At 55.6% G+C, this 24,430-nt stretch carries 19 protein-coding genes, 1 tRNA gene and 1 pseudogene; 7 read left to right on the forward strand and 14 right to left on the reverse strand.

Annotated elements, in window-relative coordinates:
• The first annotated feature begins 7 nt into the window (after positions 1–7).
• The 4 genes from ABFX35_RS04035 to ABFX35_RS04050 all read left to right on the forward strand — a co-directional run bounded on the left by ABFX35_RS04035 (position 8) and on the right by ABFX35_RS04050 (position 4,143).
• Entirely contained in the window at positions 8–856 is an 849-nt protein-coding gene (locus tag ABFX35_RS04035) for a GNAT family N-acetyltransferase (protein ID WP_346079331.1), read from the forward strand.
• Positions 856–1,782, forward strand: a complete 927-nt coding sequence (locus ABFX35_RS04040; RefSeq protein WP_346079333.1) for a 2-hydroxyacid dehydrogenase — start codon at positions 856–858, stop codon at positions 1,780–1,782. The genes ABFX35_RS04035 and ABFX35_RS04040 overlap by 1 nt, the downstream gene beginning before the upstream one ends.
• A 389-nt stretch (positions 1,783–2,171) precedes the next feature.
• Complete coding sequence (gene gabT / locus ABFX35_RS04045) at positions 2,172–3,491, forward strand: 4-aminobutyrate--2-oxoglutarate transaminase (RefSeq protein WP_346079335.1); 1,320 nt, start codon at positions 2,172–2,174, stop codon at positions 3,489–3,491.
• Between the two features lie 148 nt (positions 3,492–3,639).
• Positions 3,640–4,143 carry an Lrp/AsnC family transcriptional regulator gene (locus ABFX35_RS04050; RefSeq protein ID WP_279024475.1) on the forward strand — a complete coding sequence of 168 codons (504 nt, stop codon included), beginning with the start codon at positions 3,640–3,642 and terminating at the stop codon, positions 4,141–4,143.
• 551 nt (positions 4,144–4,694) lie between these two features.
• On the opposite strand, the gene ABFX35_RS04055 is transcribed toward ABFX35_RS04050, so the two are convergent.
• The 5 genes and pseudogenes from ABFX35_RS04055 to ABFX35_RS04075 all read right to left on the reverse strand — a co-directional run bounded on the left by ABFX35_RS04055 (position 4,695) and on the right by ABFX35_RS04075 (position 9,289).
• Positions 4,695–6,518: a tyrosine-protein phosphatase gene (locus tag ABFX35_RS04055; RefSeq protein WP_346079338.1), complete on the reverse strand. Its 1,824-nt coding sequence runs from the start codon at positions 6,516–6,518 to the stop codon at positions 4,695–4,697.
• Between the two features lie 242 nt (positions 6,519–6,760).
• Positions 6,761–7,017: pseudogene (locus ABFX35_RS04060) on the reverse strand (transposase); the annotation flags it as partial.
• Between the two features lie 106 nt (positions 7,018–7,123).
• Positions 7,124–7,200, reverse strand: a tRNA-Pro gene (locus ABFX35_RS04065).
• Positions 7,201–7,276: 76 nt separating this feature from the next.
• Positions 7,277–9,052 (reverse strand): LPS biosynthesis-modulating metalloenzyme YejM, encoded by a 1,776-nt coding sequence (gene yejM / locus ABFX35_RS04070; RefSeq protein WP_346079340.1) that lies wholly within the window; start codon positions 9,050–9,052, stop codon positions 7,277–7,279.
• Between the two features lie 9 nt (positions 9,053–9,061).
• Entirely contained in the window at positions 9,062–9,289 is a 228-nt protein-coding gene (locus ABFX35_RS04075; RefSeq protein WP_095845135.1) for a YejL family protein, read from the reverse strand.
• 238 nt (positions 9,290–9,527) lie between these two features.
• Between ABFX35_RS04075 and yejK the strand changes: the two genes are divergently transcribed.
• Positions 9,528–10,538 (forward strand): nucleoid-associated protein YejK, encoded by a 1,011-nt coding sequence (yejK, locus tag ABFX35_RS04080; protein WP_279029159.1) that lies wholly within the window; start codon positions 9,528–9,530, stop codon positions 10,536–10,538.
• Positions 10,539–10,674: 136 nt separating this feature from the next.
• Here yejK and rplY read toward each other — a convergent pair whose 3' ends face one another.
• Both rplY and radD read right to left on the reverse strand, forming a co-directional pair.
• The gene (gene rplY / locus ABFX35_RS04085; protein ID WP_279029162.1) at positions 10,675–10,959 is read right to left on the reverse strand and encodes a 50S ribosomal protein L25; all 285 of its coding nucleotides are present in this window, start codon (positions 10,957–10,959) and stop codon (positions 10,675–10,677) included.
• A 149-nt stretch (positions 10,960–11,108) separates the two neighbouring features.
• Positions 11,109–12,866, reverse strand: coding sequence for a DNA repair helicase RadD (gene radD / locus ABFX35_RS04090; protein WP_346079343.1), 1,758 nt, complete (start codon positions 12,864–12,866; stop codon positions 11,109–11,111).
• A gap of 614 nt (positions 12,867–13,480) precedes the next feature.
• Here radD and rsuA point away from each other — a divergent pair.
• Positions 13,481–14,194, forward strand: a complete 714-nt coding sequence (gene rsuA / locus ABFX35_RS04095; protein WP_279027502.1) for a 16S rRNA pseudouridine(516) synthase RsuA — start codon at positions 13,481–13,483, stop codon at positions 14,192–14,194.
• A gap of 557 nt (positions 14,195–14,751) precedes the next feature.
• Positions 14,752–15,096: a YejG family protein gene (locus tag ABFX35_RS04100; protein ID WP_095845130.1), complete on the forward strand. Its 345-nt coding sequence runs from the start codon at positions 14,752–14,754 to the stop codon at positions 15,094–15,096.
• Positions 15,097–15,106: 10 nt separating this feature from the next.
• On the opposite strand, the gene yejF is transcribed toward ABFX35_RS04100, so the two are convergent.
• The 7 genes from yejF to mepS form a co-directional block, all read right to left on the reverse strand.
• Positions 15,107–16,711 carry a microcin C ABC transporter ATP-binding protein YejF gene (yejF, locus tag ABFX35_RS04105; protein WP_346079346.1) on the reverse strand — a complete coding sequence of 535 codons (1,605 nt, stop codon included), beginning with the start codon at positions 16,709–16,711 and terminating at the stop codon, positions 15,107–15,109.
• Between the two features lies 1 nt (position 16,712).
• Positions 16,713–17,738, reverse strand: coding sequence for an ABC transporter permease (locus ABFX35_RS04110; protein ID WP_346079348.1), 1,026 nt, complete (start codon positions 17,736–17,738; stop codon positions 16,713–16,715).
• On the reverse strand, positions 17,735–18,829 hold the full coding sequence (locus ABFX35_RS04115) for a microcin C ABC transporter permease YejB (RefSeq protein WP_346079350.1): 1,095 nt from the start codon (positions 18,827–18,829) through the stop codon (positions 17,735–17,737). Before ABFX35_RS04115 ends, ABFX35_RS04110 begins: the two co-directional genes overlap by 4 nt.
• An 11-nt stretch (positions 18,830–18,840) precedes the next feature.
• Entirely contained in the window at positions 18,841–20,649 is a 1,809-nt protein-coding gene (locus ABFX35_RS04120; RefSeq protein WP_279027512.1) for an extracellular solute-binding protein, read from the reverse strand.
• Positions 20,650–20,753: 104 nt separating this feature from the next.
• The gene (locus tag ABFX35_RS04125) at positions 20,754–22,328 is read right to left on the reverse strand and encodes a cyclic di-GMP phosphodiesterase (RefSeq protein ID WP_279027514.1); all 1,575 of its coding nucleotides are present in this window, start codon (positions 22,326–22,328) and stop codon (positions 20,754–20,756) included.
• An 86-nt stretch (positions 22,329–22,414) separates the two neighbouring features.
• Positions 22,415–23,086, reverse strand: coding sequence for a TetR/AcrR family transcriptional regulator (locus ABFX35_RS04130; protein WP_346079353.1), 672 nt, complete (start codon positions 23,084–23,086; stop codon positions 22,415–22,417).
• Between the two features lie 145 nt (positions 23,087–23,231).
• Positions 23,232–23,807 (reverse strand): bifunctional murein DD-endopeptidase/murein LD-carboxypeptidase, encoded by a 576-nt coding sequence (gene mepS, locus ABFX35_RS04135; RefSeq protein ID WP_279027519.1) that lies wholly within the window; start codon positions 23,805–23,807, stop codon positions 23,232–23,234.
• Between the last annotated feature and the right edge of the window lie 623 nt (positions 23,808–24,430).

The raw sequence follows: 24,430 nt of genomic DNA on the forward strand, positions 1-24,430 counted from the left end.
AGAAGGGATGGATATGCAAATTGTTCCAATGAATGAAAGCCATCTGGATGCCGCCTTTGCGTTGACGCAACGCCTGCAATGGCCGCACCGGCGTGAAGATTGGCAGCAGGCGCTGCGCCTGGGGGAAGGGCTGGCCGCCGTTGAGGCCGGCCACTTGCTGGGCACGGCGCTGTGCTGGCGCTGGGGCAGCGAATACGCCACGCTCGGGCTGGTGATTGTCGCCGATGAGGCACAGGGCCAGGGCTTCGGCAAGCAATTGATGCTGGCGGCGCTGGATAAACTGCCGGGCAGCAACGTGCGCCTGCATGCTACCGAAGCCGGCCGGGGGCTGTATGAAAAACTGGGGTTTGTCGCCACCGGGTGGGTAGAACAACACCAGAGCCGCGCCCTGGGGGCGGTTGATCCGATCCCGCCAGCCGTCGGGCAATGGCTGCGCACCGCCGCTCCTGCGGATATCGCGCAACTGGTGGCGCTGGATCGACAAGCGCACGGCCAGCACCGGCCTGAACTGTTTGCCTGCCTGGCGCACAGTGCCGAGCGCATCCTGTTGCTGGAACAAACGACGGGTATCGAAGGTTTCGCCTGCCTGCGCCGCTTTGGCCATGGCTACGTGATCGGCCCGGTGATCGCCCACGATCTGGCGGTGGCCAGGGTGTTGGTCAGCCAGCTGTTAAGCGGCCTGAACGGGCAGTTTGTCCGTATTGATACTGAGGCCGGCAACGGCTTGGGCGACTGGCTGAGCGGCCTGGGCATGGCAACGGTGGATGCGCCCACCACCATGGTGAAGGGCGTGCCCTGGCGGCCCGAAGTGGGCGGCATGCAGGCGTTCGGGCTGATGACCCAGGCGATGGCCTGATGAATATCGTCTATAAATCGGCGCCAGAACGCGGCCGCATCTGGCAGGAAGTGATTGCCCGCCTGCGGCCGCAGGCACGTTTCTCCCTGTGGCCGGAGGTGGGCGACGCCAACGCGGTGGACTATCTGGTGGCCTGGCAACCGCCGGAAAACATCATGCAGCAGTTCCCCAATTTGAAAGTGCTGTTTTCCGTTGGTGCGGGCGCCGATCAGTTTGACTATGCCAGCCTGCCGGCTGAGCTGCCGGTGGTGCGTATGGTGGAGCCGGGGCTGACGGCGGGGATGGTGGAATACGTCACTTTTGCGGTGCTGGGCCTGCATCGCGATATGCCGCGCTACCTGCGCCAGCAGCGTGAAGGCTGTTGGCAGGCGCACCCGATTATGCCGGCTGCCCGCCGTCGCGTCGGCGTGATGGGGATGGGGGAACTGGGCGTGGCGGTGCTGAATACGCTGGTGTCGCTGGGGTTTGAGTGCGGTGGCTGGAGCCGCAGCCCAAAAGCGCTGCCGGGCGTGGCCTGCTGGACCGGTGATGAACAGCTCGGCGATTTTCTGGCGCGCACCGATATCCTGATCTGCCTGCTGCCGTTAACCGACAGCACGCGGGGCATCCTCAACCAGGCGCTGTTTGCACAACTGCCGCAAGGCGCCAGCCTTGTCCAGGCCGGGCGTGGCGCGCAGCTTAATCACGGTGATCTGCTGCGGGCGCTTGACGCGCAGCAGCTTAGCGCCGCAGTGGTGGACGTGACCGCGCCGGAGCCGCTGCCTGCCGACCACCCTTTTTGGCGGCACCCCGCAATTTGGTTGACGCCGCATATCGCCAGCACCACCCAGCCGGAAAGCTCCGTGCGGGCGCTGCTGGAGAATATCCGCCGTTTTGAATGCGGCGAACCGATGATCGGCCTGATCGATAAACAGAAAGGCTATTGAATGCCGGCGGCGAAAATATATTTGCCTGATGATTTATACCCAAAATAATTCGAGTTGCAGGAAGGCGGCAACGCAGCGACAAATTCGTCAGGAACGAATTTGCCTGGCCTCTGGCCAGCCTCCGGTGAGCGACAAATCTGCCGGGAGCAGATTTGAACGCTGTTGGCAGCGGCCCCGAAGGGGCGAGGCCCAGGGATGGGCCGAGTAACTAAGCCAACACACCTGCAACTTGAAGTATGAAGGGTATACCCGTATTTCAACAGTAAATGCCGCTAGCCCGTTTATTTCGGCAGCGCGGTGAAAATGCTTATTGCGATACTTCAACCTGAGGGTGTGCCTGGCATATTGCCCGGCGCGGCCTGTTATCGTCACGTCGATGAGGAACAGAGATGCAAAATTTATTGGCAACAGAGCAGCAGACATTTTCTGATAATGCACTATTCCTGGATGCGCGTGAGGAACATATTCCCCGCGGCGTCGTTACGGCGCACCCGGTAGTCATTGCCAAGGGCAAAGGCGCTGAAGTCTGGGATGTGGAAGGCAACCGTTATTTGGATTTTGTCGGCGGCATTGGCGTCTTGAACGTTGGCCACAGCCACCCGGCGGTGATTGCCGCGGTGACAGCGCAATTGCATCGGGTTTCTCATGCCTGTTTCCAGGTGGCGGCTTATCCTGGTTATATCGAACTGGCCAAGCGCCTGAATCACCTGGTTGGCGCGGGTGAGGTATTTAAAAGCGTGTTCTTCACCAGCGGCGCGGAAGCGGTGGAAAATGCGGTGAAAATTGCTCGCGCCTATACCAACCGCCCCGGTGTTATTGCTTTTGACGGCGCCTTTCATGGGCGAACCTTATTAGGCTGCACCCTGACCGGTATGAGCCAGCCTTATAAACAGAACTTCGGCCCATTCCCCAGCGATATTTTTCATGTGCCGTTCCCTAATCCGCTTTACGGTATTTCCGAGCAGGATTGTTTAAACGCGCTCGATACCCTGTTCGCGGTACAGATTCTGCCCGAGCGGGTCGCGGCGATCATTATTGAGCCGGTGCAGGGCGATGGGGGCTTTCTGCCGGCGCCGCCGGCGTTTATGCAGGCGCTGCGTGCGATCACTGAACGCCATGGCATTGTGCTGATTTGCGATGAAGTGCAAACCGGCTTTGGCCGCACTGGCAAAATGTTCGGCTTCCAGCATACCGGCATCATGCCGGATCTGGTTACGGTGGCGAAAAGCCTGGGCGGTGGCCTGCCGATTTCCGGCGTGGTCGGCAAGGCGGCGATCATGGACGCTCCATTGCCCGGCGGGCTGGGCGGCACCTACGGCGGTAATGCGCTGGCTTGTGCGGCCGCGCTGGCGGTGCTTGAGCTGATGGAGCAGGGCAACTTGTTGGCGCGCGCCAATCAATTGGGGGAGCGCCTGCACGCTCGTTTGCGGCAACTGGCGGATAAATATGCCTGCATCGGCGAAGTGCGTGGGATCGGTTTTATGCAGGCGGTGGAAATAATGGATTTCGACACCGGGAAGCCAGATGCGGCATTGACGCAGAAGATCCTTGATTGCGCTTGCCAGGAAGGGCTACTGCTGATCAAGTGCGGCCTGCATCGCAATACCGTACGCTTTCTGGCGCCGTTGGTTACCAATGATTCACAATTGGAAGAAGCGCTGCATATTTTTGATATTGCGATGGCGCGTGCGACCGGCCGGCTCGGCTAGTACCCCTTTATTATTGATATTACTAAGGTTATTTTTCATCGGCTCTCGATGGGCGAGCGGGTAAAACGCTGGCGCCGTAGGCGGAAAGCGTGCTATACCATCGGGAGCGCGTGACAGTTCGGTAACTTTAGTAACATGAGGGGATGCTATGAACGGCTTGATGAAACTGGACCGTATCGACATCAACATTCTGGTGCAGTTGCAAAAAGATGGCCGCATCAGCAATGTTAACCTTGCCGATGCCGTTGGGCTTTCCCCCAGTCCTTGCCTGCAACGCGTCAAGCGGCTCGAAGCCGCGGGTTTTATTAACGGCTATGAAGCCCATATCAACCTCACCAAGATTACCGATTCGGTCACGGTATTTACCGAAGTGACGCTCGCCGGCCACCGGCGCGAAGATTTCCAAAAGTTTGAGAGCGCTATCCGCGAGGTGGAAACACTGATGGAGTGCCATCTGATCACCGGCGGCTATGACTATCTGCTGCGTTTTATCACCCGCAGCATTGAACATTACCAGGAAGTGATCGAAGGGTTGTTGGATGCCAAAGTGGGTATCGACAAATACTTCAGCTACATCGTGATCAAATCCCCGATTCTGCGCAGCAGCGTGCCGCTGCGCTCGCTGATTGCCCGCCATTCGTCGGTTGAATAGTCGGTTCCGTCCGGCAAGAGGGCGTGAACGCCGCGGCTGGTGTGTAGTGGATTTACTGATGGGGAAAAACAACAGCGGAGCTAGCAATAGCTAACAGCATAAGAATTGCCTCAGGGATTTTTATTATTTTTCTGCTTTTATCGATGAGCGATGATTGCTGTCCGTGATGATGACCTTTGTATCTGACAGGGGGATTGAAGAGTGAAAAAAACATCGGGTTAATATCAAGATTTAGAACGATTTCCTTTTAATTCCCACAGTCAATTCTTTTGCTTCTTCCATAATACCGGCAGTAATTGTAGGTATCAGTTCCATCTCGTTTAGACACTGAGAAGAAAATAATAGGTTCAACTACTGTTTATAGTAAGGGCTATCTGCAATCGGATAGAAGGTTGCGGCTGATTATAGCCTATTGAAACATAATTTCTATTTACTTTGCCTGCCAGCCGTTCAATTTATGGATGAGCTGATCTCCGTCGTCGAATCATTAATCCCTTTAAAATTTTGCGGGGAATAACAAGCCGTCAGTGACGACGGCCTGATGTGTTTTTTTAAAAGGCGTAAGCCACGCTCAAATTACCGCTGTACCCGTGGCTGTCGCCACCGCTTGCGACTTCTGCCTGTCCGCCAAGGTTGAAGCTCAGCGCCCCACGCGTCATGCTTATACTGGCTCCGGCGTTGACCATATGGCGGCTATTGAATGCGGAGTTCTGGCCGATCTCGTATTGATAAACCTGCCCGCTGGTATGTACTGAGGGGCCGCTGAAGCTATGTTCATAGCCGATATTTACCGCAGGTGTGAAGATCCAGCTTCCGCTGTTTTGCGGATGAAATGCGAGGTTAATATTGGCAACGCCGCTGGCGTTATTTTCACTGACGCGATCGACGTTGAGTGCTAGTTCGCTGCCGCTCTCGTGAAAGGCGCCCATTCGCAGGTGGGTCAATCGGGTGCCGATGGAATACTCGACGCTGGCGAAGTCGAGCGCACTCACGTAGCCGAGACGCAGTGTGCCGCCAACCAGCTGGCCATGGGTATCGCCGATGGCAGTACCCAACCCACCATTCATCCGTCGCGTACTGCTATAGTCGATCCAGCCCGCGTTAAGATCGGCGGCAGCAAAGAAGCCATGATTGAGATCCTCGAATGCATAGCGACCGCCGATCCCCAGCAGAGTGGTATTGGCATCCGCATCGGCGTTAGCGCTGGCCAGTGAGCCCCAGCTATATCCCAGGGTGCCGTAGCCGCTAAACTGCGAATTAACCCGCAGGTTATAGCCCAGCAACGTGCCGGTAGTATGTTCATTGCTGCTGGCGGCGCGGGCAGAGCCATCGGTGCCCAGATAGCCACTAAGCCCGGTCAGCCACAATTTTCCTTCCCCGTCCCGCATCTGGCGGCTATCGATATTCGGCGTCAGCGCCCTGTCTAATCGTGAACCGCTACGCAGCAGATAGCTGGCGGCGTCCGCGTAGATCTGCCCGCCGACCTGAGACTCAACCCCGCCCAGGGTTCCGGCATCAATCGCCGATTGTAGATAATAGTTATAGTCGGTGTAACGACCCGATAGCTCGCTGTTTTGCAGGGCGTTAAGCAGTACCGCGCCCTGGGCCGCATTCCCCAGCAGCTCGCTTTGCTCCGGAAGCTGGCTGTACTGCACCATTTTGCCGCGCAGGACGTAGATCGTTTCCTGCGACAGCCCCAGACCTTGCTTCAGATAGTTATCAACCGAACCATACTGGCGGGTAATTTCATCCAGTCCGGCCTGCAGATAGCTGGCATCGACGCCCAGCAGTGGCTCATAAATCGCGGCCATGGCCGGTGGCATCATCGCCAGGGTCGCTCCAATACGCTGACGGGTGTAATCGTTGGTGGCGAGGTAGTTTTCCATAATGGTTGCCTCGTCGACACCGGCAATGCTTAGCAGCATGGCGGCGGTCCAGCCGGTGCGGTCCTTGCCCGCGGTACAGTGGAATAGTGCTGCACCGTCAGCGCTGGCCAGATCGTTAAACAGCGTGGTGAACTGCGCGCGCATCCCAGCATCGCTGACGAAAGAGACGTTGGTCTGCTGCATCAACGCTTTTGCTTCAGCGGCGCTGCTGAAGGTAATTGAAGTAATGTTACTGCCCGAAACCGCGTTGCCTATGATATCAATATTCGTATACGTCGCTCCGTCGGGCAGCACGTCCGGGCTGCTGGCGATTTCGCTGGCGGTGCGTAAATCATAAACATCGCTGATACCGAGCGTGCTGAGTGTTGCCTGATCCGCGGCGGATAATGTCAGAGCATTAGAACGATAAAAGACGCCGGTACGCATGGTGCCATCGTGGCTGGTGGTATAAACCGACGAGGTGCCAGCGATATCGCGAAAATTATCCACCGTGGCGAGCGTGGGTGTATTTATTGGTGCGGCGTATAAGACGCCTGAGACGGCAGTGGCAGCCAGAGAGACAGTAACAGGAATATAGCGAATCAAAATAAGCCTCGATAAATATGGTTTGTCATTCGTTATTTATTAAAGCTTGGAATTATGAGGGGTGATTGTGGCGGAAATATTTCTGTAGCCGTTGTTTTGAAAAAGTAATGGGAGCCTGTCCGTAATTCTGTGTCACTGCCAGCGTATTAAACGTGATCGTTCAAGTGCTCACCTAACTCGATAATAAAACGGCTCATCGCCAGCCGCCAGTTCTGGATCGGCATACGCCATTTTTTGAAGCGCCCTTGATCGCCAGATAAATGATTTTCGCACTGAGTCGTCTGTTGGGAACACGTTGCGCTTTTTGATGGCTGTGCGGATAACGCTGTTCAGCGACTTAATGGCATTCGTTGTGGATATCGGGCGGATAGCCGAAGAACGTATTGATATTTTCCCAATGGGTATAAGAATGAAAGGACGTGCACAATTGGGTGTTGCACATGTGCAGTGTTGCACATAAAGCAAAGGGGCTAACCTTTCGATTAACCCCTTGACCTATTTGGAATGTTTGGTCGGCATGAGAGGATTCGAACCTCCGACCCCCGACACCCCATGACGGTGCGCTACCAGGCTGCGCTACATGCCGACGTGATGGCAACAGTCTACCGTTTCCCACTGGTAATGCAAGCAGCTAACAAACTGATTGCGTTAGTTTTAAGCAGTTAATTGGCGATAAAGCGTTTTACGTCGGTTAATACCTGCAGCAGCAGGGCGAGCTGCGGTTTTTCGCCTTTTATTTCACGATCGTTTTCGTCGTATGCCCGGTAAGTGCCATTGCTGTCCAGCACGATGGTTTGCGTTGGGGTGGTGATAATCAGCTGGTTGTTATCACCGGTGGCCAGCCAGTTGTGTTTACGCTGCGCGGTAAACAGATCTTCACCCTGCGAATAGTCTTTAGGCGGAGTTTGCACGTGCAGCAGGCGCTGCATCAGCGTATACATCACGTCATTGTGGCCGGTCAGCTTGTTGATGGCCTGCGCCGGCGTGCCCGGCCAGTGGATAATCAACGGCACTTTGAGCTGCTGTTGATTGAAACTGCTGCCCGCGCCCCAGTTACCGTGGCCGTTATCATCGAACTCAACGCCGTGCTCTGCAGTGATTACCACCACGGTTTTCTCTAGCAGCCCGCGCGCTTTCAGCGTATTCAACACCTGGTTGATTTGCTCGTCGGCATCCTGCGCCCCGGCGCGATAACGCTGGATAAAGGTAGCCGGTGCCTGGGCATCGGTTAACGGCCCGGCGCCGCGGAAGTTGATGTAAGAGAACCACGGTGTGCTGCCGCTTTGCTCTGCCAGCCAGTGTTGCCACTGCTGGCGCGTGTCGGCATCGCTTTGCACCCGCGGCGCCGGCAGCGTGAAGTCTGTCAGCAGGGCCTGGCGATACAATGCGGCATTAAAGCCGTTCGATGAGAACAGGCCAAACTGGTAACCCTGCGCGCCGAGCGCGCCGATCAGCGCCGAAGGCTTACGCGCCGCCAGCACGCTATCCAGATAGGTTGGAGAAATCCCATAGAACAGGCCAAACAGCCCGGTATCCGGACGGTTGCCAGAACTATAGTGATTCATGAAGTGAACGTTTTCTTGCGCAAAACGGGTGAGGGCAGGCATATCCTGCGCCATGTCCTGGTTGCGCACGCTGTCGACGACGATCATCAACAGGTTGTAACCGCTGCCTTTGTCCCGGTAGCTGAGATCGCTCAACGGGTACTCCACCGTAACGGCTTCCGGGTTGCCTTGCTGCATCAAACGGCGCTCATACTCTTGCTGATCGAGCAGCCCGTGTTTTTCCAGGAACTTACGCGCCGTCATGGGGTAAGACAGTGGCAGGTTGGCGCGCTGCATAGTGATCGGCCGATAGAAATTGGCGTCGGCCCAGATATACATCAGATGCGAAGCTGAAAACGCCGCGATAAACAGCGCGGCCAGCGGTTTGCCGAAGTGATGGCGGTTCAGGCTACGCAGCTTTTGCCAGCTCCAGGTGCCAAACAACATCTCTACCAGGAAAATAACCGGTACACAGATGAACATCAGCTGCCAGTCGCGCGCCGCCTCGCCTTGATCCGGGTTGACCACCAGTTCCCAGACAACCGGGTTAAGGTGCAGATGGAAGTGGGTAAAGACTTCGCTGTCGACCAGCAGCAGCGTTAAGCCGGCGGTCGCCAGTGCGGCGGAAAGAAAACGCAGTAGCCGCTGCGACATCACCACAAAGGTGAGCGGGAAGATAATCAGCAGGTAGGCGGCAAAAACAATAAAGCTGAAATGCCCCAGCAGGCTGACGATGGCGTATACGCGCCCCAGCAGCGAAGAGGGCCAGTCGGTGACAAACAGGTAGCGGCTGCCCAGGCCCAGACTGAGTAGGATATTGAACAGGGCGAACCAGTGCCCCCAGCTAATCATCTGGGAGACTTTTTCACGATAACGCTGACGGTTTGTCACCATAAATAGTTTTTAATGCGCTTTGTCTTCACGAATAGAAGCCTGTAGGGCTTCAGCAAACGATCTTGCCAGTGTCTTCCGCTGGGCGGGAGAAATGCTGGTATTGATCAGATTGGTTACCATATTGCCCAGCACCATCAAGGAAAGATCGGTAGGGGCATGGTGTTTTTCCAGTACGTTGACCAACTCTGTGAGCAGTTGTTCAACGTGTTCGTCACTATAACGAGATGATTGTGGCATAAAGTTGTGCTCAAAACCTGACAAAGTCACCTATCTTACCGTATAGGGCCGTGATTTTCCGCTCTTTTATCGTCGGTTAATGGTTAAGCCAGGGTGCATTTGGTTAACGCGCGTGCGCCTGGCCGCCGCCGGCCCATCAGCCTTTGCCAGCCAATCGGGGCCGGTTTGTGATCGGATTTCATTGCAGCGGCCAGCCGACAGTGCTTGAATACGCGCTCAAAGAACAGGAGGATTTATCATGAGTCTGGATCTCGACCAGGTTGCTCTGCACCAGTTAGTAAAGCGCGATGAACAAACGCTGGACGTTGTGCTGCGCGATTCGCTGCTGCCCGCTAATGCCGCAGTAGAAGAGATGATGGCGGAACTGCATCGTGTCTATAGCGCTAAGAGCAAGGCATACGGCCTGTTCAATGAGGACAGCGAACTGGCGACGGCGCTGCGCAGTTGCCGGAAGGGCGATGAAGATTTTCTGGCGTTCAGCCGCGCTGCCACCGGGCGTTTGCGTGATGAACTGGCCAAATACCCGTTTGCTGAGGGCGGGGTGGTGTTGTTCGCGCAATATCGCTACCTGGCCGTGGAGTATTTGCTGGTGGCCGTGCTGAACAGCTGCAACAGTATGCGGGTTAATGAAGAATTGGATATCAGCGTGACCCACTATCTGGATATCAACCATGCCGATATTGTGGCGCGTATCGATCTGACCGAGTGGGAAACCAACCCGGAGTCGACCCGTTACCTGACGTTTTTGCGTGGGCGCGTGGGGCGCAAGGTTTCAGATTTCTTTATGGATTTCCTGGCGGCGGCGGAAGGGCTGGATACCAAAGCGCAAAACCGCGGCCTGTTGCAGGCAGTGGACGATTATTGCGCCGATGCCCAACTGGATAAAAATGAACGCCAGGCGGTGCGCCAGCAGGTGTACAGCTACTGTAATGAGCAGTTGCAGGCCGGGGAAGAGATTGCGCTGCAGGCGCTTTCCAAAGAGCTGGAGCCGCACGGCGAAAAGGATTTTGTGCAGTTTTCCAGTGAGCAGGGCTACCAGCTTGAAGAGAGCTTCCCGGCCGATCGCAGCACGCTGCGCCAATTGACCAAGTTCGCCGGCAGCGGCGGCGGGATCAGCATTAACTTTGATGCCCTGTTGCTGGGTGAACGCATTTTCTGGGATGCGGCAACCGATACGCTAACGATCAAAGGCACGCCGCCGAACCTGCGCGATCAACTGCAACGCCGTTTAACCGGCGGCGGCAACTAACCGAATATACTGGGGCGAATTGCTTCGCCCTGCTACCTGCTCAACCGGGTTTTGCCGGCCGGCAGGCAATAAAAAACGCCGCAGATGCGGCGTTTTTTATTCGGCGTCCCGAAAGCAAAGCTCGATAACGTTGCGATTAAACGCGAACGAAGTCGATGTGGGTCAGTTTTGGCTTGAACGCGTGGCGCTGAACAGCCTGAACTTGAACTTTGGTTTCTTTACCGTCGATAACCAGTACGATAGGTTCACCATAGAAACCAGGCTTGGCTTCCATGTTTTTCACAGAATCGTGATCCAGTTCGATGGAGATTGCAGCGTCTTTGCCACCGTAAACGATAGCTGGGAATTTGTTTGCTGCGCGCAGGCGGCGGCTCGCACCCTTACCCTGCTCTTGACGTACTTGTGCATTGATAGTGAACATTGTTTTTTCTCTTAAAAGAAAATTTACCCTGCTACAGGCGACCCAGTAACAGGTTCGATAACTCGCCTTTACGCCGGGAGCCCCGGGTAAAGCGGGCGGCATTTTAACGGAAAGCCGCCTCAAGGGCAATGAAAACCTGCCGGCGGCGCTTAGCGTAATTCGTTGGCGCGGCGGAAACGGCCCTGATAATCGAACACTTTTTCCCGCACCTGCCAGAACTGGCCGCGCTTGCGTGCGACGACAAAATCCGGATGGCGCAGCAGCGCCTGCTGTTTGAGCACGTCTTCGGCGTTTTGCCACGGGAACGGCACGCCTGGCGCGCGCTGATGCGGGCGCAGGAACAGCATCTCGAAAGCTTTACGCTGCGCCGGCGTTTGCAGGCGGAAACGCTCGCTGGTGCTGGTGCCTTCTTCGTCAAAGTAGGTGGCTTTCAGCCATTCGCCCTTGCCGTCGCGCCCGCTGTCTAACGCCATGCCGCCGCAGCGCAGCACCAGGGCATCTTTGAGCTTCAGCGCCGCCTTCAGCATGTCGTCCGGATCGACAAGCACTTCCTGGCACTGGTGGCATCGGCGTGCGGCGATGTCGTTTTCCGCCCCGCAGTGCGGGCAGTTTTTGAAACGGAAGCGATAATCGCACTGTTCGCGCTGCCCTTGGTCGTCTTCCAGCCACCCCTGGCAGCGCCGGCCATAGTGCTCAATGATGGCGCCGCTTTCGGTGCATTTTCCCCAGAACAGATTGGCGAAGCCGCAGGCGGGGCAGAACACTTGTACCGGCTGGCTGTCGCGGTGGGGCTTGCTGGCGCCGACTTCCGGCGTAAACAGATCGTGTGGATTGCCGGCATAATCGAGGATCAGGCAGTCTTTTTTACCGGGGGCCAGCCGTAGGCCACGCCCAACGATCTGCTGATACAGGCTAACGGATTCGGTAGGGCGCAAAATGGCGATCAGATCGACATGCGGCGCATCAAAGCCGGTGGTCAGAACGGCGACGTTGACCAAATAGCGCAGCCGCTGTTGTTTAAAGGCTTCGATCAACGCATCGCGTTCAACGGCCGGCGTTTGTGCACTGACCAACGCCGCTTCGCCGGCCGGCAACAGGCCATATATTTCGCCGGCATGTTCCACGGTGGCGGCGAAGATCATCACTCCTTTGCGATCTTCCGCGTATTCGACAATCTGGCTGATGATGTGCGGGGTGATGCGGCTTTGCTGTTTTAACTCACGGTTGAGATCCGCTTCGCTAAACAACCCATTGCTATTGGCCTGCAAACGGCTGAAATCGTACTGTACGATCGGCATATCCAGGCGCTCCGGCGGCACCAGATAGCCATGTTTGATCATATAGCGCAGCGGCAGCTCATAAATGCAGGTGCGGAATAACGTGCTGCCGTCGCCCCGAACCATGCCGTGATAGTGGTATTGATAGATCCAGCCTTTGCCCAAACGGTAGGGCGTCGCCGTCAGGCCCAGCAACCGTAGCTGTGGGTTGCCGCGCGTGAGTTGCTGGATAATCTGCTGGTACTGGCTGCCGTCGTCATCGCTGATACGGTGGCACTCGTCGATAATCAGCAGCGAGAAAGCGCCATCGAACAGCGCCAGGTTGCGCGCCACCGACTGCACGCTGCCAAACACCACTTTGCCCGCGCTTTCTTTCTGTTGCAGGCCGGCGGCGAAAATATCGGCTTCCAGCCCGTAGGCGCAATATTTGGCATGGTTCTGCGCCACCAGTTCCTTAACATGAGCCAATACCAATACTCGCCCACGCGCGCGTTTGGCCAATTCGGCGATCACCAGGCTTTTCCCGGCGCCGGTGGGCAGGACGATTAACGCAGGCTCGGTGGATTTGCGGAAATGCCCGATAGTGGCTTCAACCGCTTCTAACTGATAGGGGCGTAGGGTAAATGCCATGTATGAATGCCGCTTGCTGGTCGGGGCCGCCGGGGCCGTTTGTTGGCTTATTGCCCACGGAATGTGGGCATTGTCCCCCTGGCGGCGGAAAACTTTTCGCTATTATGCCTTCCCGGTCGCATTGGTGCGAGTTTCCCTCACCCTAACCCTCTCCCAGAGGGAGAGGGGACGATCGGCGTCGGCGATGAGTGCGGAACCAGAGGAAGGATTTGCCCTCACCCTAACCTTCTCCCAGAGGGAGAGGGGACGAGCGGCGTCGGCGGTGAGTGTGGATACCAGAGGGCGGATTTGCCCTCACCCTAACCCTCTCCCAGAGGGAGAGGGGATGTACGGCGTTGGGGTTGGCAATGGGCACGGGCGCTCCCTCTCCCCTTGGGAGAGGGTTGGGGTGAGGGAAGGGCAGCAAAAGCCGAGAGAACATTAACTGCTGGGAGGCAGCGTTTTCCACCGTTATACTCGTGGCGGCCCCCATAGATTTTTTACCGATCGGGCTGTGCCCGCCATTATGCACGGGCGCAGTCTGGCACTTTCTGGCCCCGCCATGCAGCGGCGGGGCGTTGTGTTTTAGCAGTATGATCAACACGATCACAATAACGGCAGGCAAAGTAGACTCAATGCGACTGGACAAGTTTTTATCTCAGCAATTAGGTATCAGCCGTGCGCTGGTAGCCCGTGAACTCCGTGCAAAGCGCGTTACCGTGGATGGCGAGGTGGTGAAAAGCGGCGCCATGAAACTGGCGCCGGAGCAGGAAGTGGCCTTTGACGGCAACGTGCTCCAGCAAATGAACGGCCCGCGCTACTTTATGCTCAACAAACCGCAGGGCTACGTGTGTTCCACCGAAGATCCCGACCACCCCACGGTGCTCTATTTTCTTGATGAACCGGTGGCTTATAAGCTGCATGCGGCAGGGCGGTTGGATATTGATACCACCGGCCTGGTGCTGATGACCGACGACGGCCAGTGGTCGCACCGTATCACCTCGCCGAAGCATCACTGCGAAAAAACCTATCTGGTTACGCTGGAGCAACCGCTGGCGGAAGATACCGCACAGCGCTTTGCCGCCGGCGTGCAGTTGCATAATGAAAAAGATCTCACCAAGCCGGCCCAGTTGGAAAAGCTGGAGGATACCCTGGTGCGCCTGACGATCAGTGAAGGGCGTTACCATCAGGTAAAACGCATGTTTGCCGCAGTAGGCAACCGGGTGGTTGAACTGCACCGTGAACGTATTGGCGCCATCGCGCTGGATGACGATCTGGCGCCGGGGGAATATCGCCCGCTGACCGAGGAAGAAATCGCCAGCGTTGGCGCCCCGCACCTGCAAGATTAAGGCGAATTGCGTTTTCCGCCCGGCCATCGGCCATACCGCTATGCCGGCCACTCGCGCCCTTGCATGGCCGGCGGAAAAATAATCCTGCTAATAAATTGCAAACGAATCACTGTGTATTTTTTGTTAAAATGGCGCCCGTTTAGCGGGTGCTGTTCACCTGCCAACCCTTTAATTTCTTTTCATACTCCACGTGGTGTTTACCTTTTTTTAATCAAAATTCAAATAGTTATTCATTCCCCCTCAAATCGCCTTATGGGTGCTTGTTTATTTTCTGTAAAAATATGGCGATTAAAAAGTAACGCCAATGCAAGAAAAAAGGTTGAGATCCGGCGGTGAAAGGGGTACATATAACGCAAAAATGCGAGCTGAGTCGCAAAATGCTGTACAGGCAACGCGGATGATTGCTGCAGCAGCGAACGGCAAACGTGGGATAAAGGTTATTCTTGTGTATTAATTGTTGCTAATAAGTAAAATTATGGCCACTAGGATAATTCACTGCGGCTATACTTTAGTGAGTCAGTAACGCGTACTTCACTTTTTCAACCTAGGGATTTCACGTGGACAGTATCCAACTTTCGGTGGTGCACCGCTTACCGCAAAGTTATCGTTGGCTATCGGGCTTTACCGGCGTCAAGGTGGAACCGATGCCGCTGAACGGCATAGACGAAGATAACAATCTGATTGGCTTGAAGTTGCTCAGCCATGATGGTTGCGATGCGTGGCAGGTAATGCATCAGTTGAACCTGTCTTTGCAAGAAATTCAGGTCGATTGCGCCGTGGTGGAATGGGAAGGGGAACCTTGCCTGTTTGTTCATCGCAGCGATGAAAGCGCCACCCTCTGCCGGTTAAAAAACGTCGGGGCGGCGATCGCCGAGCCGGTAAGCGCCCAATATCCTTTCTAACCCTGCTGCGTTACTCAGCTAATTGCAATAATTGCTGCGTATAGGCCGCCGTGGGGGCATTGAAGATTGCCCGGCAATCGCCCTGTTCCACCACTTCCCCCTGGCGCAGCACAATCACCTGATGGCACAGCGAACGCACCACCTGCAAATCGTGGCTGATAAACAGGTAGGCCAGCCCGTGCTGCCGTTGCAGCGATTTCAGCAGCAGCAGGATCTGCGCTTGCACTGATTTATCCAGCGATGACGTAGGCTCATCCAAAATCAGCAGCTTTGGCTGCAAAATCAGCGCGCGGGCGATGGCGATGCGTTGGCGCTGGCCGCCTGAAAATTCATTCGGGTAGCGGTGGCGCAGCGCCGGATCCAACCCCACTTCCGTTAATGCGGCAATCACCCGCTGCTCGCGCTGTTCGGCGCTAAGCTGCTGGTGCACCTCCAGCCCTTCGGCCACAATCTGCAACACGTTAAGCCGTGGATTAAGGGCGGAGTAGGGATCTTGAAACACGATCTGTATCTGGCTACGGAACGGCTGCATTTGCTTCATATTGAACTGGTGCAGTGGCTGGCCGTTAAACCAGATGGCGCCCCGTGAAGCGAGCAAGCGCAACAGGGCCAGCCCGGTGGTGCTCTTGCCAGAGCCGGATTCGCCCACCAGCCCCACGCTCTCGCCGGCCCGGAGCTCGAAGCTCAGATTTTTCAGCGCGTAGTGTTCGGCAACGGTGCGGCGCAGCAAGCCGCGTTTTATCGGGAAGCTGACCTGCAGGTTCTCCACCCGCAGCAACGGCGGTTCATCGCCGGGGCGAGCGGCCGGCAGTGGCAACGGTTCACCGACGTTTTCCGCTGCCAACAGTTGCTGGGTATAGGCATGCTGCGGTGCCTGGAACAACCGGTCACGCGCGCCCTGTTCAACGCATTGCCCCTGGCGCATCACGGCTACGTTGTCCGCCAGGCGGCGCACGATATTCAGGTTATGGGTAATAAACAGCAGCCCCATGCCCATTTCTTGCTTCAACTCTTGCAGCAAACGCAGGATCTGCGCCTGAATGGTGACGTCCAGTGCGGTGGTCGGCTCATCGGCGATCAGCAGCTTCGGCTGGGTCAGGGTGGCCATGGCGATCATCACGCGTTGGCGTTCCCCGCCAGAGAGCTGGTGCGGATAATCTTTCAGCCGGCTTTTGGCATTGTGGATCCCCACACGATCCAGATAGTGAATGATTTCGCCGCGCGCCGCTTCACGCCCCATCCCACGGTGCAGCGCCAATACTTCGGCCAGCTGTTTTTCAATGGTGTGCAGGGGATTGAGCGACACCATCGGTTCCTGGAAAATCATGGCGATCTGGTTGCCACGCACTTTGCGCAATGCACTTTCTGGCGCGTGCAGCAGGGATTGGCCGCCAAACAGAATATCGCCGTGCGGGTAGACCACCGGCGGCGCGGGCAGCAGCCGCAGCACCGACAGCGCAGTTACGCTCTTGCCGGAGCCGGATTCGCCGACCAGCGCCAGCGTTTCGCCCTGCTCAACCTGCAGCGAGATGCCGTTGACCACCGGGCTAAGCTCGCCCCCCTGGCGGAAGGCGATGTGGAGATCCTCAATGGAAAGCAGTGGGGATGTAGCCATATTAATGCGCCTTGCTGGGATCAAAGGCATCGCGTACCGCTTCGCCGATGAAAATTAATAACGAAAGCAGCAGGGCCAGCACGATAAAGGCGGTAATGCCAAGCCAGGGCGCCTGCAGGTTATTCTTGCCTTGCAGCAGCAGTTCGCCCAGCGAAGGCGAACCGAGCGGCAGGCCGAAACCAAGGAAATCAAGTGAAGTGAGGGTGGTTATTGAGCCGCACAGAATAAACGGCAGGAACGTCAGCGTCGCCACCATGGCGTTTGGCAGCATATGGCGGTACATGATCACCCGATCGGCAACCCCCATGGCGCGGGCGGCGCGAATATAGTCGTAATTGCGGGTGCGCAGGAACTCGGCTCGCACCACCCCGACCAGGCTCATCCAGCCAAACAGAATAGTGATCGCCAGCAGCCACCAGAAGTTGGGCTGCACAATGCTGGACAGCAAAATGATCAAGAACAGCGTCGGCATGCCCGACCACACCTCAATGAAGCGTTGCCCCCACAAATCGATCCTGCCGCCGTAATACCCCTGAATCGCGCCGGCGAAAATACCGATCAGGCTGGAAAATAGCGTCAGCGCCAGGCCAAACAGCATGGAAATACGGAACCCATACAGCACCCGGGCGAGCACATCGCTGCCGTTGCTGTCGGTGCCAAGCAGGTTATGGCGCGAAGGCGGGGAAGGGAAGGGCACATCGGTGGCGAAATTGATGGTGTCGTAGTTATAGCGAATCGGTGCCCAGATTGCCCAGCCGTGGTTTTCGATCTGTTGCTGGATAAACGGATCCTGATAGTCCGTGGTGGTGTGCAACTGGCCGCCAAAGGTGGCTTCGCTATAGTTGACCATAAAGGGCTGGTAGAAACGCCCTTCATAACGCACCAGCAGGGGTTTATCGTTGGCGATCAGGTTGGCGGCCAGGCTGAGAACGAACAACACCAGGAAAATCCACAGTGACCAGTAACCGCGGCGGTTGCTGCGAAAACGTGCCCAGCGCGCCTGATTGATCGGGCTTAAACGGCTCATTGGCGTGCCTCGAAATCAATACGCGGATCGACCAGGGTATAGGTGATGTCGCTGACGATATTCAGCAGCAGGCCGATCAGGGTGAAAATATACAGCGTGCCGAACATCACCGGGTAATCACGCTGCAGGGTGGCATCATAGCCCAGCAGCCCCAGCCCGTTGAGAGAGAACATCACCTCAATCAGCAGGGAGCCGGTAAAAAACATGCTGATAAACGTGGCCGGGAAGCCGGCAATCACCAGCAGCATGGCGTTGCGGAATACGTGGCGATAAAGGATCTTTTTTTCATCCAGCCCTTTGGCGCGCGCGGTGATGACGTATTGTTTGCGGATTTCATCAAGAAAGGAATTCTTGGTCAGCATGGTTAACGCCGCGAAACCGCCGATCACCGTTGCCAGCACCGGCAGCGTAATGTGCCACAGATAGTCGGTGATTTTACTGTACCAGGGCAGGCTATCGAAATTGCTTGAAACCAGCCCGCGCAGCGGGAACCAGTCAAGGTAGCTGCCGCCGGCGAACAGCACAATCAGCAAGATGGCAAACAGGAAGGCCGGGATGGCATAGCCGATAATAATCAGCCAACTGCTCCAGGCATCAAATGCGCTGCCGTTGTGAATGGCCTTGCGGATGCCAAGCGGGATCGACACCAGGTAGATGATCAGCGTGCTCCACAGCCCCAGGCTGATGGAAACCGGCAGGCTTTGGCCAACCAGTTGCATCACCGATGCGCCGCGGAACAGGCTATCGCCGAAATCCAGGCGGATATAATTCCACAACATGGTGAAATAACGCGTGTGCAGCGGCTTATCAAAGCCGTAGCGCTGGGTAATTTCGGCGATCACTTCAGGATCCAACCCGCGCGATCCCCGGTAGTGGCCTTCGCCCGCATTGCCGACGCCGGCTTTGGCATGGCCGAGCCCTTCGCTGACCCCACCGCCGCTAAAGCCGCTGTGTTGGCCCAGCTCAATGGCGGCAATCGCCTGGTCCACCGGCCCGCCGGGGGCGATCTGCACGATGAAAAAGTTGATGGTGATAATGGCCCATAGGGTGGGGATCACCAGCAATAGTCTGCGTATCAGGTAAGCGGCCATCACCGGCTCCTTTAGTGCTGCTGTGCCGGCAAACGTGCCGCTTTGTTGACGTCATACCACCAGTTTTCAAAGCCAACGGCGTAGGCTGGGCGAATGGATGGCATGGAGAATTTGTCCCAGTAGGCGAAGCGATCGTGGTTGGAGTACCACATTGGCAGCATAAACATATTCCATGTTAATACCCGGTCCAGTGCCCGCCCCAGCGGCAACAGCGCGGCTTCATCCCCCTGGCTTTTCAGGATTTGCGCCAACAGTGCGTCAACCGCCGGATCGCTGACGCCCGGTGAGTTATAGCTGGAGTTGATGTAGTGGGTGCCCCAATACATCTCCAGATTGGCGTTGGGGAACGGCATCGCCGGATAAACGGTCGGCATCATGTCGAAATCGCGTTCACGCATCCGGCGGGTGTACTGGGTGGCGTCTATTTCGCGGATTTCCATGGTGATCCCCAGCCGCTGCAAATTGTGCTTGAAGGGAAGCACGTACTGGAAATTACTGCCGCTTAGCAGCATCAGTTCGAAGACAAAAGGTTTGCCGGTTTTGCTGTTGATCAGGCGCTGGTTCTTCACCTCCCACCCGGCTTCCTGCAGCAATTGGGTGGCCTTCAACAGATTTTGCCGATCGTAACCACTGCCGTCGGTGCCTGGGGGCTGATAAATCTGGTTGAATACCTCTGGCGGCACCCGATCTTTAAGCGGCGCCAGCACCGCCAGCTCCGCAGCATCGGGGTAGCCGCTGGCCGCATAGGGGGTATTCTGGAAATAACTGCGGGTGCGCTGATAGGCATTGTAGTACAGCGCTTTGTTCATCCAGTCGAAATCAAACGCCAGCGTGATGGCTTCACGCACCCGGCGGTCGGCAAAGATTGGCCGGTGGATATTAAACGCCAACCAGCGGGTATTTTGCGCAGCCTGGTTGGTTTCATCCTGTTTGATGATGTAGTTACGTGCGAAGTTGCCCCCCTCGTATTGGGTCGCCCAGCTTTTGGGGGCGCTTTCGCTACGGAAGTCATACGCGCCGGCCTTGAAAGCCTCGAGCGCCACTTTGTCGTCCAGATAATAATCGTAGCGAATCGTATCGAAGTTAAAACGCCCACGGTTCACCGGCAGGTTGGCCGCCCAGTAATCACGCACCCGTTGGTAGGTGATGTATTGGCCGGCGCGGTAGCTGCCGACTTTGTAGGGGCCACTGCCCAGTGGCGGCGTCCCGAGCGGTTCACTGAGATTGTGATCTTTCCAAAAGCTCTCCGGCAGTACCCGCGTGCCAAGCAGGCTGAGCATTTTCTCCCTGTCGGTTTCCGGCAGTTCGATACGCACCACCAGGCGGGAAATCGCTTTGACCTTTACCCCTTTGTAATAGACACGGTACTGCGGCACGCCTTCGGTCATGAACTTATTGAAAGTGAAGGCGACATCGGCGGCGGTGATCGGGCTGCCGTCCTGGAAACGGGCGCGCGGGTTGATGCTGAGCTCCATCCAGCGCATATCGGCAGGGTAGCGTGCCGATTCGGCGATTAATGGGTAGTAACTGGCGGGTTCATCGTCGGAACTGGCGAACAGTGTGTCGTACAGATCGCCGGTGCCCTGGCCGGGAACCCCTCTGGAGGCAAAGCGGTTAAAGTTGTCGTAGGTGCCTATAGCCGCCAGGCGTACGTCCCCGCCTTTTGGCGCGGCAGGGTTAACGTAGTCGTAGTGGGTGAAATCGTTGGAATATTTGGGTTCGCCGAGCAGAGCGAAAGCGTAGCTTTCATTGATGTCTTCGGCGTGCAGAGCAAAACTGCATGCCGCAAACGCCATGGCAGCAAAAACGCGCATCAACATATATACGGTAAGCTCCTGCTGTGTAAATAAAATTCGGCTGAACTGCTGCTTGATAAAATACAGCCTAGCATAACACCCGATAACCGCTTACAGGGTAAAGAAAATTAAAGATCGCGGCCATTTTGCCAGGCTTGGGCAAATTCGGTGAAGGCATGAAGGCCGAGCGGTTTGCTGAAGTAATAGCCCTGCATATAGTTAACGCCTTGTTCCTGTAAGAAGGCAAACTGCTCTGCGGTCTCGACCCCTTCGGCGATGGTTTGCATGTCCAGGCGCTTCGCCAGGGCGATCACGGCGTCCAGCACCGGGGTGGTTATGCTGTCCCGGCCGATGGCGTTGATAAAACCGCGGTCGATCTTCAAATAATCCAATGCGAAGCGTTCCAGATAAATCAGCGCGCTGTGGCCGGTGCCGAAATCGTCAATGGCAACTTCAATCCCCTGGCTTTGCAGCCAGTTAAACACCGCCAGTGCATTGTCGGCTTCCACCATGCCGCGTTCGGTCACTTCGAACACCGGTTTGCAATGATTGCGCGCCATCGCCGCCAACAACGGCTGTATATCCTGGCGGAATGCCGGATCGACCAGGTAGGAAGGGGGGAGGTTGATGCCCATTTTGGCGTTTTCCGGCAGCACCGGCGCCAACGTGGGGAGATCATGGATAATCAGTTCGAACAGGTGGCGGGTTAGCGGATCAATGAGCCCGTTGCTTTCGGCATAGGGAATGAATACGTCCGGCGGGATCAGTCCTTCCGTGGGGTGCCACCAGCGGATCAATGCTTCCATGCCCACCAGTGCGCGGTCTGCGCAGGCAAATACCGGTTGGTATTCCACCACAAACTCACCGTGGCGTATGCCGTTAAGCAACGCGCGCTGAGGGCTTTGGTGCAGCAGGAGCATGTAATAAGCCAGCACACTGATTAACACCGCCAGAACCAGGCTGCCCAGCAGGCTAAGCCGTATATCGTTCGATGTCAGGTTTTGGTTATAAAATACAACGGCCATCGGGTAATGTTTGATGGATAAACGATGGGCGTTGGCCTGGGGTAATTGTTCCACCGGTATTAACTGTGGGCTGAAAGTGGTCAATGCGCGGTTGCCCATAATAATCGCCAACCCCGGCGCCCGATCGTCATGTGAGGAAAACAGCAGATACGGGGCCAGATCGATATCCAGGGTTGCCAATACGCCGCTGTCTTCACTGCCCGGTTGCTGCAGCCAGATGGCGGCTACCGGTTTGTTCGGGACTATCGGCGTGCCTTGTTGCAACTTCATATCCAGCGGCTGGTGCCAGTTGATCTCCGGGTAAATTTCGCGCAGTTCAGTTGCCATTTCGCCGGTGGCGGAAGAACAATAGGCCACACCGTTTTTAATCAACAAGAAAGCGCGAACGCTGCTGGTAAAGGCCGCCTTGTAGGTGAGTTCCGGCGTGATTGACGCACAGCTTTTTTGCGCCTGCGGCATAATTCCGCGCATGACCGACGTCAGTTCATTGAGGTAAGTTATGGCGTATTGATGCGTACGTTCTTCGACGGAGTGCTGGTATTGCACACGCAGTTGCTGAATCAGCAATAAAGCCACGGCGCTAAATACCATAAAGGCCAATAGGGCAATCGCCCCGCAGTTAAACAAATTGCGCCGCTTTTGTGAACGGTGCTGTGTAAAATCTTGCTTTAAACTCATAAAACCATCCCCTGGTTAAGTATAAGGCTTTTTAATGTTCATCCAATAGACTTAATGTTTCCGCCAGCCTTTGTTATTTATTTGTATCAGTAATGATCATATTTTAGATAACGCATCACCACATCGACGGTCATTTGACGATAATAGGCCAGTTTTTCTTCCTCTGAGCGAGTGCTTTCGAATAACGTTTCGAAAGTATATTGGTTAGCAGAATAATGAAAACACAACGAGCTGATAATTCGGTGCAAATCCAGCGCGTTAACCTCGGCGGCAAAAAGCTTTAACTGTTTGCCACGTTGCAGGATCTCTTCCAGCGTTTGCAACGCGCTGCTGTTCAGTTGCCGGAGCTTCTCTGAACGGCGGGCATATTGCCCCCGTTGCATATTTTCCATGCTGATCAGGCGTATAAAGGCCGGGTGGCTGGCATGGTAATTGAAATTGGCTTCGGTGAGTTGCCGTATGGCCTCTGCCGGCGGCTGGGTGGCGAGATTTAGCGCCAGTTCATCCTGGCGGATATGGGCGTAGGCATATTCCAGTACGGCGATGTATAGCGCCTCTTTGTTTTTGAAGTGATAAACCACCATCCGTTTAGTGGTGCCTGCCTGTTCAGCAATACGCTCCAGCCTGGCCCCTTTCAACCCGGATTCGGAAAATTCGGCCAGCACGCTGGCAAAGATACGTTGTTTCAGGCCGTCGGGATCGTTCTTACGCGGGTTTTTATGGGCGGTTTCGCGGTTAATGTTCAATGCAGGCGCCATGACATTTATCTTTCAGCAAAGAGGGGGCTTCCATTCAATCTAAGAGCCTGAAGGGGAAAGTGCAAATATGCCGTGAGACAGGCAAATAAAAATGCCGCTTGGCTGCGGCATTTTTTATCGTTCAGGTAACGTAAGGGAGAGGGCGTTAACTGTTGGTCAGCACCCGCCGCGCTTCACGGTAGCGTTTATTCCAGTAGTTGTCGTTCAGGCTTGAAATCATCACGCCGCTGCTGGTGGAGGCATGCACGAACTGATCGTTACCTAAATAAATGCCGACGTGGCGCCCGGTTGAGCCGGCGCGGAATAAGACGAGATCGCCAGGGCGAAGCTTGGTGCGCTGAATTTTCTTGCCGAGATCTTCTTGTTCGTAGGTGGAGCGGGGCAGGTCCATACCAAACTGTTCACGGAAGGTGCGTTGTACAAAGGCCGAGCAATCGATGCCACGCTTGCTTTCGCCACCCAACCGGTAGCGGACGCCTTTCCAACTTGCATACTGATCCATGATTTTTGATTTGATATCAACGTTACGCACCATGGCTTCGAATTCATCCTGAGAGGCTTGCAGTAAAAGGCCATCGCGGTCATTAACTGCACGCATCTCAGTTTGTGCGTTATCAAGATTCGAAGTGTGGTTTGAACTACAGGCGGAGAGTATAACCGCAGCGGCGATTGCAGGGGCAATCCGCCAAATATATCTCAGGAACGGTTGAGATTTGACCATTATTATCGTTTTCCCTTTTTGTCCTTAACGACAAAAGTCGCTACCTGAAAATGCCAAACTGAACGAGCCTAATGCGCTGCTGCTGTATCGACAATCGGTTATCTACCAAATTGTGCTGGAACGCACATTTTTAGTGGATTTGAGGGCGAGCCGTGCTAAAGCAGACACATTACGCCCGAGATTACCGGAAGCCATAGGCGATTGCGAGCCTTTTTCACCCCTTTTTTATATGAATTTGTGATGTAACACAGCGGGATGCGTTATAACCGATTGCCAAATACCTGGCCGGTGGCTGGATAATAAACTAATTAATATTCAATTGGTTGTTTTTTATTCACTGTGGGTATCGGCGGCAAAGGGGGTGGTAGAAAATGCTTTAGCAAAACTTCTTGTTACAACATGGTCAAAAGTTAAACTTACCATGCGGGAAGCCGCGCATTATCGCCATTGCGGCGTAAATGGCGCCGTAGTGTCCTTTTTGAATAATGATTACCCGGCCTGGGTTTTTACCCAGGCTCATTTTTTAGTGATATTGGATTGAAATCGTTTTGTTAATAAAATGCTATTTTCGGGCACGGCCTAATTATGCGTAATTCAATATATAGATTAGGCCGGCCATATGA

It is taken from the genome of Gibbsiella dentisursi (assembly GCF_039539505.1).
In the GTDB taxonomy this organism is placed as follows: Bacteria; Pseudomonadota; Gammaproteobacteria; order Enterobacterales; family Enterobacteriaceae; genus Gibbsiella; species Gibbsiella quercinecans.